This window comes from Microcystis sp. LE19-195.1E, assembly GCF_027532095.1.
Lineage (GTDB): Bacteria > Cyanobacteriota > Cyanobacteriia > Cyanobacteriales > Microcystaceae > Microcystis > Microcystis aeruginosa.
The window spans coordinates 1-12,248 of record NZ_JAPZSZ010000294.1; the positions used below are offsets into that span (position 1 = coordinate 1).

The 12,248-nt window shown below is 43.8% G+C and carries 14 protein-coding genes and 1 pseudogene; 10 read left to right on the top strand and 5 right to left on the bottom strand.

What is annotated here, in order from left to right; translation table 11 throughout:
- Positions 1-280 (top strand): zinc ribbon domain-containing protein (locus tag O9300_RS16285; RefSeq protein WP_287972769.1); only part of this gene is annotated, 280 nt, incomplete at its 5' end.
- A gap of 97 nt (positions 281-377) precedes the next feature.
- Positions 378-1,949 (top strand): Na+/H+ antiporter, encoded by a 1,572-nt coding sequence (locus O9300_RS16290; RefSeq protein WP_287693636.1) that lies wholly within the window; start codon positions 378-380, stop codon positions 1,947-1,949.
- Positions 1,950-2,065: 116 nt separating this feature from the next.
- Here O9300_RS16290 and O9300_RS16295 read toward each other — a convergent pair whose 3' ends face one another.
- The gene (locus O9300_RS16295; RefSeq protein ID WP_287972772.1) at positions 2,066-2,707 is read right to left on the bottom strand and encodes a PEP-CTERM sorting domain-containing protein; all 642 of its coding nucleotides are present in this window, start codon (positions 2,705-2,707) and stop codon (positions 2,066-2,068) included.
- Positions 2,708-3,097: 390 nt separating this feature from the next.
- Between O9300_RS16295 and O9300_RS16300 the strand changes: the two genes are divergently transcribed.
- Together O9300_RS16300 and O9300_RS16305 are read left to right on the top strand one after the other, a co-directional pair.
- Complete coding sequence (locus O9300_RS16300) at positions 3,098-3,271, top strand: hypothetical protein (RefSeq protein ID WP_172456625.1); 174 nt, start codon at positions 3,098-3,100, stop codon at positions 3,269-3,271.
- A 1-nt stretch (position 3,272) separates the two neighbouring features.
- A complete protein-coding gene (locus O9300_RS16305) occupies positions 3,273-3,488 on the top strand; it encodes a PIN domain-containing protein (protein WP_287972773.1) in 216 nt (71 codons plus the stop codon).
- Positions 3,489-3,846: 358 nt separating this feature from the next.
- Here O9300_RS16305 and O9300_RS16315 read toward each other — a convergent pair whose 3' ends face one another.
- Positions 3,847-4,362 (bottom strand): single-stranded DNA-binding protein, encoded by a 516-nt coding sequence (locus tag O9300_RS16315; protein ID WP_287972776.1) that lies wholly within the window; start codon positions 4,360-4,362, stop codon positions 3,847-3,849.
- An 85-nt stretch (positions 4,363-4,447) separates the two neighbouring features.
- Here O9300_RS16315 and O9300_RS16320 point away from each other — a divergent pair, with 85 nt between their 5' ends.
- Positions 4,448-5,443: an amino acid ABC transporter permease gene (locus O9300_RS16320; protein ID WP_287972779.1), complete on the top strand. Its 996-nt coding sequence runs from the start codon at positions 4,448-4,450 to the stop codon at positions 5,441-5,443.
- Here O9300_RS16320 and O9300_RS16325 read toward each other — a convergent pair.
- Positions 5,406-5,699, bottom strand: coding sequence for a hypothetical protein (locus O9300_RS16325; RefSeq protein ID WP_287972781.1), 294 nt, complete (start codon positions 5,697-5,699; stop codon positions 5,406-5,408). The two genes, O9300_RS16320 and O9300_RS16325, sit on opposite strands and share 38 nt — an antisense overlap.
- A 135-nt stretch (positions 5,700-5,834) precedes the next feature.
- Between O9300_RS16325 and O9300_RS16330 the strand changes: the two genes are divergently transcribed.
- From O9300_RS16330 to O9300_RS16345, 4 genes are all read left to right on the top strand, one after another.
- A complete protein-coding gene (locus tag O9300_RS16330; RefSeq protein ID WP_002737069.1) occupies positions 5,835-6,212 on the top strand; it encodes a hypothetical protein in 378 nt (125 codons plus the stop codon).
- A gap of 284 nt (positions 6,213-6,496) precedes the next feature.
- On the top strand, positions 6,497-7,357 hold the full coding sequence (locus O9300_RS16335) for a shikimate dehydrogenase (RefSeq protein WP_287972782.1): 861 nt from the start codon (positions 6,497-6,499) through the stop codon (positions 7,355-7,357).
- A gap of 29 nt (positions 7,358-7,386) precedes the next feature.
- Positions 7,387-8,430, top strand: a complete 1,044-nt coding sequence (locus tag O9300_RS16340) for an AI-2E family transporter (RefSeq protein WP_061431810.1) — start codon at positions 7,387-7,389, stop codon at positions 8,428-8,430.
- Positions 8,431-8,602: 172 nt separating this feature from the next.
- Positions 8,603-9,583, top strand: coding sequence for a DMT family transporter (locus tag O9300_RS16345; protein ID WP_061431811.1), 981 nt, complete (start codon positions 8,603-8,605; stop codon positions 9,581-9,583).
- Between the two features lie 134 nt (positions 9,584-9,717).
- Here O9300_RS16345 and O9300_RS16350 read toward each other — a convergent pair whose 3' ends face one another.
- The gene (locus O9300_RS16350) at positions 9,718-10,977 is read right to left on the bottom strand and encodes a class I SAM-dependent methyltransferase (protein ID WP_061431812.1); all 1,260 of its coding nucleotides are present in this window, start codon (positions 10,975-10,977) and stop codon (positions 9,718-9,720) included.
- A 135-nt stretch (positions 10,978-11,112) separates the two neighbouring features.
- Here O9300_RS16350 and O9300_RS16355 point away from each other — a divergent pair, with 135 nt between their 5' ends.
- On the top strand, positions 11,113-12,042 hold the full coding sequence (locus tag O9300_RS16355) for an MBL fold metallo-hydrolase (protein ID WP_239698097.1): 930 nt from the start codon (positions 11,113-11,115) through the stop codon (positions 12,040-12,042).
- 82 nt (positions 12,043-12,124) lie between these two features.
- Here the strand turns inward: O9300_RS16355 and O9300_RS16360 are convergent.
- Positions 12,125-12,248 (bottom strand): annotated as a pseudogene (locus O9300_RS16360) (IS630 family transposase); the annotation flags it as partial.

Genomic DNA, 12,248 nt, shown 5'->3' on the forward strand with positions numbered 1-12,248 from the left:
GTACGGGAAAAATTACATCGAAATAGATAGATGTTTTCCCAGTTCTAAACGGTGCAGTAATTGTGGGTATATTGTGAAAAAGCTGCCGTTAAATGTTCGAGAGTGGGACTGTCCGAACTGTGGGACTCACCATGACCGAGACATTAACGCCAGTAAAAATATTTTGGCCGCAGGGCTTGCGGTGTCAGTCTGTGGAGCGACCATAAGACCAGAACAGAGTAAATCTGTGAAGGCAGGTGCGAAAAATCCTTCGGGAAAGAAGCAGAAACCTAAATCGTGAGGTTTGGGAATCGCCGTCCGTTTTACGGCGGCGAGGATGTCAAATAATTTAGATTGTTCTTTTCTTGCACGTCCGCTCACCGATTGCCTCCCAGCCAATGAGTTTAGAATCCGCTACCGATGAAGTCATTAAGCAAAATTTAGAACAATTTCTAATTGTTTTGTCCGTTTCCCTGAGTGTGGCCACGGTTTCGAGGATTTTTAGCTGGTTTCGCCAAATTCCTTACACCCTATTGTTAGTGATAGTCGGTTTAGGTTTAGCCTTTATCGATATCCGTCTGGTGAACCTATCCCCCGAACTGATTCTAGAAATTTTTCTGCCCCCTTTGCTATTTGAAGCCGCTTGGAATACCCGCTGGCGAGATCTGAAGGATAATTGGATTCCCGTCAGTCTTTTCGCTATTGTCGGCGTAATTATCTCGATTTTCGGGGTTGGTTTTACCCTAGATGAATTGACCAATTTACCCCTATTTACGGCCTTATTAGTGGGTGCGAGCCTTTCTTCTACGGATCCCGTCGCTGTTGTCGCTCTTTTTCGCGAATTGGGGGCCAGTAAAAACCTCACCGTGCTTTTGGAAGGGGAAAGCTTATTTAATGATGGGGTCGCTGTGGTCGCTTTCGCTCTTTTGGTGGAAATTCCCCTCGGTGCTAGTGGTCTATCCTTAGAGACAACCATTAGCCGGATTGCGGCTTTTATCGGTATCGGGGTGGCAGTGGGTTGTTTAGTGGGTTTTGGTATCTCCTATCTGACTCAACGTCTGGATTTACCCCTAGTGGAACAGTCTTTAACTCTTGTGTCCGCCTACGGTGCTTATCTATTAACCGAGGAGTTCGGGGGTTCGGGGGTAATCGGAGTGGTGACTACGGGGATTATTTTGGGTAATTTTGGCTCTCGAATTAGTATGAGTCCCCGTACCCGCCTATTAGTCACGCAATTCTGGGAGTTTCTCGCTTTTTTTGTCAATTCGATCGTTTTTCTCCTCATCGGCGATCAGATTCGTCTCTCCAGTTTAGCCGATAATCTCAATTTAATTTTTATCACGATCGCCGCCGTGGTAGCGGCCCGTTTTCTGGCTACCTTTGCTTTGGCAACTGTTAGTAATGCCTTGATGGAAACTAAAATTAATTGGCGGGAAAAAACGGTTTTATGGTGGGGAGGTTTGCGCGGTTCCGTTTCTATTGCCCTAGCTTTAAGTGTGCCGGTTATTTTTCCTAATCGTCAGGATATCATCGATATCGTCTTCGGAGTTGTTCTCTTTACCCTTTTGGTTCAGGGATTAACTATTCAAACTTTCCTATCGAGATTAGACTTGATCGGCGATCAACCAATTCGAGAAAACTATGCGGAACTTTTAGCCCGACGGGTAGCTTTAAAAAGAGTTTTAGACTATCTTTCTAAGTTAGATAAATCTCCCGATGTTGCCCCAGAATTCTTTAGTTATGAGCAGCATCTCGTCAAAGAAAAGTTAAAGACCGTAGAAGCGGAAATTCAATCTCTCAACGATAGTTATCCCCAATTACAACTATTAACAATGGAACAACTTCGGGAAACCCTCCTAGATATCGAAGCTGATACCTACGCTGAATTTATTCGAGCCGGCCGTTTAACTAGCAATTTATCCCCCGTCCTCCAAGAAATTCTCGCTGAAAGTAAAATTAGTGAACAGTAGGACTATTTTGGGGTATATACAATCAATCTCAATTCTCCTAACGACCAACGACTGGGTTTTATGACAAAAACCCCTTCATTAATTGCAGGGGTTTTTGTGGGGTTTTATGGGGGATTTTAGGAGACTTTTGTAGTTTCTTTTTCAGTGGATTGGGAGGGTTTTAGTTTGCGTTTGAGGGTTGAAGCTGCGCCGAGTGTTCCTAGAGCGAGGAGGCTGAGAGCGGTAGAGGGTTCAGGTATACTGATGTTGATGTCACTACCTATATGATTTCCAGTAAAAACAAAAATATACTGAGGACTAAGAGTAATACTATACAAGTCCCTATGATTTGGTGCTGGATTATGTTTATGTTCTACTGTTTTTTGGGTTATTAAACCAGGGACGATCTTATCTCCAGCTTGATAAAATGTAAAAAAATCACCTTCATCACTATCACCATCGTCAGCAGGAACTTTATGTTGAGCAGAAGCAAAAAAATCTAGACCATTTATTTGATTATCACTAAAAGCAACAGAAAAATCCCAACACACTCCTCCATTAAATGCACATTTAATCTGTGGAAAATCACTTCTATCAATAGCAAAAAAAAGTGATTCGTTAGGATCTCTTTGTCCATCCCACTGGAAAGTAGCTGTAAAACTATCCTTCGTATCTGTTAAACTAATCGGTGTAAAGGAATTTGCGGTAACATTTTTAGGACATAAAGCAATAGTAGCTACTGTTATTCCAAGAATCAAACCTAAATTAAAGTTTTTCATTTTTAATAGTATTCCGAAAAATACTTCTACTAGCGGACAACAAGATGATACACATTACCCCCCCCCGCACTGTATTAAAAGTTACAATTTAATAAATCTTTATATTCTTCTCCCTGGCTTAGGGATTCACAGGGGAAAGAGTTTCAGGTATTTTCCCCTGTTTTACTGCTTCTCAGGCGACCGATCGCCTTCCGTGAGGGATTGTGGCGCGGTGTGTAGGATTCGGTAATAGGGTTCAAAATTTCGCTAACATTGTTAAGTAGCTGGTTATAATTAAATTAAAAATGGATTTTAGGTTCGATCCCCCCTGCCCCCCTTGATAAGGGGGGTGCCGATAGGCGGGGGGATCTGATGATTTTTAACGCCTACCTACTTAGGTGATTATTTATTATGAGTATGTCGAGAGAGGAACAATTAAAGCTCCTTGGTCAGATGAAAGATTCTGATATCGATTATTCAGATATAGCTGCTACTGATGCCGAATTTTGGCAAGAAGCTACTGTAGAAGCTGCCCGTTGGATGGTATCGAGGGAAACGCCCATCGCCAGTAGGGGCAATTCATGAATTGCCCCTACTCCGTACCTACCAACTGGGTTTTAAGTTTTATGATGCCTTACATCTGGCTTTTGCTGAAGCGGGGGGCGCTGATATTTTCCTGACCACCGATGACAGGCTGCTGCGAAAAGCTCAACAATATAGAGATTCAATTAACGTAACGGTAGAGAATCCCGTGATTTGGTTGATGGCGACTTTACAGGAGGATGGCAATGAAATTAGCTGAACTGAGAAAACAAGGATATCAAGCTTTAGTTGACTCTTTAGGGGTGGTGGGAATGCTCCGCTTCCTGCAACAATTGGAAGTCGGCCATGGCGATTAAACCGCCGAGCGACACCAGTGGTTAGATGAACTGACCCTCGCCGATTTTCAGAGCTACGTTCAACAAAAGAAAAGTATCAATGGTGGGGAGTTAGGGGGTTAGAAGGCAAGAACTGGCTCTTCTGGTTTCTGTGTGGAAACGAGGTCTATACTGATAGAATATCCGCCAAATAGTGCTGAAAGTCTTGCCCGATCAGCATTTCACGATTCCATAAGCAAAAATTATTAGACAAAATCGAGAAGAGCCATTCTGTCGGGGTGATTAGAAAGGAATATCGTCTAAATTTTCCTCCACCGATGTGTCAGAAGGTTGCCAAGCGGAAGGATTAGAAAGTTCATAGGATGCGTCGTATTCAAAGTCCCCGGTGGAGACAGGTGCGACGGGTTTCTGCACCTCGGTTTTATTCGATTTGTGGGCATTGATTGGTACGACTTTTTCTGGAGTCGGGGCTGCCATTTCACCGCTACTCATGCTGCCGTCAAGATGATAGAGATGACTAATGACTAATTCGGCCCGTTTTTCCTTAAAACCTTCGGGACGATCGATCGTCTGCATCGAGAGACGACCTTCTAAAATTACCTGATCACCTTCATGATAATTCAGAGCGACTTCTGAGGCCAAATTTCCCCAAGCTACGGCCCTTAAATTAGCTGGGGTTGCCTCGGCACGATTGGGGGAAAACTCGACTAACATTTGAGCGTAGGGAGTTTGATTATCTTGGGTATAACGTAATTCGGGACGACGGACAATTTTAGCCATTAAAATGCAACTGTTCATGGTCGAAAATTAGTCTGAATTTTTCTAATAGCACCATTGTACTGAAAAAGTACAAGGATCACCACTGGGGAGGTTGGGGAATTTTATGGGACTCTGGTTAAGAAAAAATCTCTTTAACACTTGGTACAACGTCATCTTAACCCTTGCGGGTCTATTTCTCAGCCTCTGGGGGGGCTTAAGTTTTCTCGATTGGGCGGTAAATCAGGCAAAATGGGCTGTAGTGACGGAAAATATCGGTTTATTTGTGGTCGGTCGTTATCCAGAACAGTCAATATGGCGAATTTGGCTGATTTTAACGATAATTGCGGCTTTATCACTGTTTTCTTGGCAATTAACCCGGGTTCGCTTCCCCAATTGCCCCGCTTTTCTCCAACGCTGGTGGGGATTGCTCTGGTTATTGACTTTACCTTTAATCGCTTGGTTGCTATTGGGGGGATTATTTTTAAAGGCAATTCCCCTCGATGACCTCAGTGGTTTAATCTTAACTTTATTAGTAGCGATCGCCAGTATGATTTTATCTTTCCCCTTGGGGGTATTATTAGCCCTGGGGAGACAGAGTGAATTACCGGCAATTCGTTGGCTATCTATTGGCTATATCGAATTATTGCGCGGTTTACCTTTGTTGGGAATTTTATTCATGGCCCAGGTGATGTTACCCTTAATTTTACCCGCCGGGACGAGACCGGAACGGGTGATCAGAGCGATCGCAGGATTTACCCTTTTTGCAGCAGCCTATCTGGCCGAAAATGTCCGCGGTGGTTTACAAGCGATTCCCAAAGGTCAAATTGAAGCGGCCAAAGCCTTGGGTTTAAAACCGATTTTCGTTTTATTATTGATCGTTCTACCCCAAGCTTTAAAAGCGGTCATTCCCGCTATTGTCGGTCAATTTATCAGTTTATTTAAGGATACTTCCCTACTGGCGATCGTGGGACTGGTGGACCTCTTGGGTATGGCAGGATCGGTTTTAGCTAATCCGAAATTTATCGGCGATTATCCAGAGGTTTATCTATTTTTAGCCTTTATTTACTGGATTTTCTGTTATTCTATGTCCCTAGCCAGTCGTAGGTTAGAACAGCGTTGATTGGGGTTGGGGTGTGGGGTGTGGGGTGATGGGGTGATGGGGTGTGGGGTGTGGGGTGTGGGGTGATGGGGTGTAGGGTGTAGGGTGTGGGGTGTGGGGTGTGGGGTGTGGGGTGTGGGGTGATGGGGTGTGGGGTGTGGGGTGATGGGGTGATGGGGTGTGGGGTGTGGGGTGTGGGAAGCTTTTCAGTGTTGCCAAAGGCACGGCGTAGCCGTCCAGTAAACAGTAAACAGTAATCAGTGAACTGAAAACTCACATCTGATAACTGATAACTGATAACTGATCACTGATCACTGATAGATGGCTACCTGGCTTTTTGTCATAAATATTGATATTATTTAACAATGAGCAGCAATTTATGGTAAATATATTTATTTAGGAGAGCGAGAAAATGGCTGGATTCTTTGGCCTGTTTGGCAATAAGACGAAATACGTCGATGAACCGATGGATATGAGCGCACCGGAACCGAAAGAGGCTTTTTACTTGGAACCCGATGACGCTAAAACTCTCGGTGATATCGACTTTATGCGGACACCGATCACGATCCGACGTACTTTCCCGAAAACTGCCTCGAATAAAAAGGGTGGCGAATCGATTAAACAGATTTCCTCTATGGAAGTCAGCAAAGTCACCGATAACGGTATTGTGGCAAAATCGGCCACTTCCGAGGCTAATAGTAAGGCTAACGCTGCTAATGATAACGTTCGTCGCGCTAACGATGACAATATCAATCCTTTCCTGAAAATGGCCCGCGAAATCAAGAAATAGTATAGGGTTTGCTGAATAAATCTAAAAACCTTGTTGGGTAAAACTTTTAGACCTTTTGGCCATCAAAAAGTAATGGATCTGGGAGTGATCGGGGGAAAAATCCCGGGACTTTTTCCCTGAAAATTAGGTAATTGACCCCCTCAAAATCGGTAAAACCCTACACCCCACACCCCACACCCTACACCCTGCCCCCAGGAAAAACTTTTTCAGCAAACCCTAGTATAGTAAGGTGAGCATTGGCCACCCTTGAGAGCAAACTTTGGTGGGGAAAGCCCACCTTTTTTATGACCATTATTAACGGAAAAACCAAGTTATTAGGCGTAATCGGCGATCCCATCGGCCATACTCTTTCTCCCCCCATGCACAATGCCGCTATCGATGCCTTGGGGCTAAATTATGTCTATCTTCCCCTACCGATCGCCCCGGAAAATTTAGCAACTGCGATCGCTGGTTTGGCCGCCATCCATCTAGAGGGTTTTAGCGTCACAATTCCCCATAAATTAGCAATTATTCCCTTATTATCGCAAATTACCGAGAAAGCAAGGCTAGTGGGCGCAGTTAATACCGTCTGGCGCACGGAAACCGGCTGGCAGGGAACGAATACCGATGTGGATGGCTTTCTCGCACCCTTGAAATCCCTTGACAAAGATTGGAGTCAGGTGAATCCAGTTATTTTAGGCAATGGCGGCGCTGCCCGGGCGGTGGTGGTGGCTTGCGCCCAGTTGGGCTGTGGCAAAATTCATGTGGTAGGACGCAATCAAAAGAAATTAGATCCTTTTAAAGAAAGTTGGGCGAATACCAGCCTCTATGACCTCCTAGAAGTGCATAGCTGGGACGAATTAGAGGGGCTGGTATCCACCACAGAACTCCTGATTAATTCTACCCCGATCGGAATGTCCCCCCAGGGCGAACAATCCCCTGTTGAGTTAGAATTATTAGACCTTTTACCCCCATCGGCGATCGCCTACGATCTAATTTATAATCCCCGGCCGACCAAATTTCTCCGGTTGGCCCGGACTAGAGGGATCAGAATTATTGATGGGTTAGAAATGTTAGTTAATCAGGGAGCGATCGCGCTAGAAATCTGGTTAGGTCAACCCGTCCCCGTCTCGGTCATGCGGGAAGCTTTGTTAAAACAATTCTAAATGCTAAAATCCTATTTCTAGCTTTATTTATGCCCCCTTCTAGCTCCTTTTGGAAAACTCTGAATAACTCGATTCTAGTGCGCTATCTATTATTATTTGGCTGTGGCTGGAGTCTGATTATCTTAATTAACTATTTCTACGGGATGATCGCTATTTTTACTGGTTCAGCGATTCTGGCCGCCCTATTAAATTATCCTGTGGTTTGGTTATCCCGTTATCTACCGAGAGGACTAGCCATTGCTATTACCACCCTAGCAGCTTTTATCCTCCTATTTGGATTAGTCACAGGCATAGGATTAGAAGCAGTTAATCAGGGGAGAGGACTACTATTCAATCTTACCGATGCCCTGAGTCAAAAAGATTTTTTACCCTTTCAAGACTTTCTCGATCGATTAGATTTGAATAAAATGGTGGGAAGCCTACAAACCGGTTTAGCCACGGGTTTATCGATCGTACAGGGAGTTTTTTCCAGCGTCTTTACGGGCATTTTCGGGGCGGTGATCAGTGTTTATATGCTCATCGACGGTGATAAACTCTGGCGAGGTTTTTTGCAACTTCTCCCCCTAGCATACCGGGAGCGTTTTGCCAAGTCTTTTCGACAAAGTTTTCTGGGATTTATTCGCGGGCAACTGTTGTTAATGCTCTTTTTATCGGTGACGAGTTTCTTGAGTTTTTCGGTATTAGGAATCAAATACGCGCTAATTTTAGCGGGTATTCTCGGGATTATCGATGCTATCCCGGGTATCGGGGCAACCCTGGGCATTTTGTTGGTAACTATCTTGACTTTTACCTCCCAGGGACCAGCAGTTGCGGTTAAAGCTTTTATCGTCTGTGTTGTCTTGGTGCAAATTCAAGATAATATTATTCGCCCTAAAGTTATGGGCAATGCCCTAGAATTAAACCCAGTAATTTTATTTTTATCCCTCTTTATCGGCGAAAGAATTGCGGGATTATTAGGGGTTTTTCTCTCCATTCCTATCGCCGGAATGATTGCGATCTGGATCGGATCGAGCGAAGAAAAACCAATAACAGCTTTAGAGGAAAATCAGTTAGGAGAAAGTCAAGAGAATTAAGAGCCGATACCCAGTCTCTACTATACAATTAGGGAAATTTGTTAAGTAAGTAGTTATAATTAAATATAAGATAGATTTTGCCTTTGATACCCCCTTAATCCCCCCTTAATAAGGGGTGTGTCTGACAATTTTTAACACCTACCTACTTATCGACAACAATCGATCGCTACCTATGGAAAACCTAGATTTAAAGAAATCCTCGCCCCTTTTACTTATCTCACCGTTTTTTCTCTGGGGAACAGCGATGGTAGCGATGAAGGGTGTTATCCCCCATACTACCCCCCTATTTATGGCGGCAATTCGCCTTGTCCCCGCCGGAATGTTAGTTTTAATAGTAGCTTGGTTTTTAGGTCGTCCTCAGCCCAAAACCCTGCAAGCGTGGCTATGGATTGCCCTTTTTGCTCTGATGGATGCCACTCTTTTTCAAGGTTTTCTGGCATTGGGATTAAATCGCACCGGGGCGGGGTTAGGATCGGTAATTATTGACTCGCAACCCCTAGCGGTGGCTTTAATGTCCAGTTGGCTATTTAAAGAAGTTATCGGTGTCTGGGGATGGTTGGGATTGGGTTTAGGGATTGGGGGAATTAGTTTAATTGGCTTGCCCGATCAATGGTTTTATGACTTTTTTGGACAAAAAGGGCTAAATATTGACTTTAGCTGGCAGGAATTACTAAATAGCGGCGAAATGCTCATGCTTTTGGCTTCCCTATCCATGGCGGTGGGAACAGTCTTAATCCGGTTTGTCTGTCGTCATGCGGATCCCGTCAGCGCCACGGGATGGCACATGATTTTAGGAGGATTGCCCCTATTTTTAGCTTCAGGTTTCAGAGAATCCCATCAATGGCAGAATATAGATTTGAATGGTTGGTTAGCTTTAAGTTATGCCACTATTTTTGGTAGTGCGATCGCATACGGAATATTCTTTTATTTAGCCGCCAAGGGCAATTTAACCAGTTTAAGTTCTTTAACTTTTTTAACTCCGGTTTTTGCCCTCACTTTCGGGAATTTATTCCTCGGTGAGATGTTAAGTGTATTGCAATGGGTGGGGGTATCTTTAACCCTCGTTAGTATTTATTTAATCAATCAAAGGGAAAGAATCGCCCCACAAGTGCGCGCAATTTTTGCTAATCTTTCCTCTGCTTCCGTGAAGTAAACATGAGTGTTGGGTGTTGGGTTTTAGGGTTTTGGGGTTTTAGGGTTTTGGGGTTTTGAGGGATTAGTTAAAATTTCCCCATTTCCCCATTTCCCTATCCCCCTATTTCCCTATCCCCCCATTTCCCTATCCCCCTATTTCCCCATTTCCCTATCCCCAATCTCTGATTTATACCCAAAAGCAACTAACTCAAATTCCGTCCGAATTACCTCGACTCTGGCAAAATTTGCTTCTTGTAATTTCCGGTTGAGATTTTGAGAGGTAAAACCAGTTTTATGAGCCATATAGGGCATCCCAGGCACTTCGGTTCCCATGCCGTAAAACATCCACAAAGCGCGCACGGGACCACCGGGAGAAATATATAAAGGTTCATTTTCCATATCGCCTCTAGCGACAAATTCGGCGGCAGTTTGCATATCGGGAACCACGATCATCAAAAAGCCTTCGGGTTTAAGAATGCGTTTAAATTCCTCTAGGGCGATGGGAACTTCGTAATGATAAATATGTTCTAGATTATGACTAGAAAAAACCGCATCGACGGAGTGATCGGGAACGGCACTTAAATCGGTAATAGTTCCTAAAATATCAGGGTTAACAGCAGTATTGATATCGAGGCGAATTTCTTGCCAATTGCCATCGCGGAATAGTTGGGGTAAAGCTTCGGGATTATAGGGACCACAACCCACATTTAAAACCAGTTTTTTCGGGGATTTTAGCGCTGTTATCTCCGGGGGAGCATTCCAAGCTAATAAACAAATATTTTTGAAACCAAGCAAACCGTGATTAGCGACTTGATCATCTAAAATTATCTGGGCTTGGGGATGGGTTTTAATAAAATCTTTTATGGCCTGTTGGAGAGCAGGATGCTGACATTTATTGATCATAATTAAAGCGGAATCAGACCAGAATTTTTTGGCTAAAAGTAAGGAGATCAAAAGCGATCGATAGTCTTCGGCGGCATCGTAGTAATAAACTCCCAGCTTTTCTTCACTGTTTAATTCTTCGAGATCATCGAAAAAGGGTTCCGTTTCTTGATCGCTTAAAAATATCTGTTCTGATAGTTGAAAATCCTCCAAATCCTGAGATAATATAGTTAGTCTTTCTCCCGATGGATCGTATTTAAAAAAAGCTTCTACGCCATAACCGTAGCGATCGCTATTATCGCAGAAAGCGGCGACTAAACTACCGCGACGAAAACAACCCACTTGACAGTAAACCTCGTCCGGTTGCAGACAGGCAACGGCTAAATTGAGTAGGGGAAAGAGATTGCGATCGGGATAGGAGGCGGTTTTTTGGCTTAAAAGGGTTAATTGCTCGGAAATAGGCGACATTAAAGCCGATCCCCAATCCTGATACTGTTGAGGCAGTTTTTCTAAGAATTTCTGTAAATCCATACCTTGCTTTCCCGAAAACTATAATCCTTTTCCCCATCATAAATTATCGTGCTTGTCATCAGGCCATGGACTCATATTGTGGAAGAGTGCTAATCTAACTATTAGCCCATCAGCACAAGTAGAGGAACTTCTGATATGCCCGACAACCGCTTCCAGATCAAATTTTGGGGAGTACGGGGAAGTATTCCCTGTCCTGGTTCGGAAACCGTTCGTTATGGTGGTAATACTTCCTGTGTAGAGATGCAAGTCGGTAGAGAAAGATTAATCTTTGACGGTGGTACGGGGTTACGCGCCCTAGGACAGTCTTTGATGGCAGAAAGTCCAGCGAAAGCCCATTTATTGTTCAGCCACTCCCATTGGGATCATATTCAGGGTTTTCCTTTTTTTATCCCCGCTTTTATCAGGGGCAATACTTTTAAAATCTACGCGGTTCCCTCTACCAACGAGGCAACCATCAAGCAAAAATTACACGATCAGATGTCACATCCCAATTTTCCCGTACCTTTGCAGATTATGCGGGCTGATTTAGAATTTTATAATCTAGAAATGGCCGAAACCTTCCACTGTGGGGATGTCACCGTCGAAACCCGTCCTTTAAATCATCCAGGAGAAGCGGTGGGTTATCGGGTAAATTGGCAGGGTTTATCGGCAGCATATATTACCGATACCGAACATTTTCCTGATCGCCTTGATGATAACGTTCTGGCTTTGGCCTGGCAAGCGGATGTAATGATTATTGATGCTACCTACACCGATGAGGAATACAACGATCCTAATTTTCCTAAGGTGGGTTGGGGCCATTCCACTTGGCAGCAGGCAGTCAAAATCGCTCAAGCAGCGCAAGTTAAGCAGTTAGTTCTATTTCATCACGATCCGGCCCATAATGACGATTTTCTCGATCGCATTGGGGAAGAGGCAAGAAAGATTTTCCCTGAAACTATTCTCGCCTGGGAAGGACTTTCGCTCGAACTGCGGCCGGGGGGTTCTCATACTAAATCCGTTGAGTATAGGCTACATATCAGGACAGGCACTCATGCAAGATGCAAGAGGCAAAACGGAGAATAAATAATCAGTTTTTAATAACCGGATTTAGTATTAGCACAAGATTCGTTGAATTGACCGAAAATTTGGGTAAGCTTTTACGCATTTAAGTTACATTGACAGCATTACCCTTATTTTTAAGTTTTCTACTCCATTTAATAATCAATCCCCCTTCATTTAAAAGCTGATTGACTACTTTTTCCAGTTCTTCTTTATTTTCAAATTCTCGA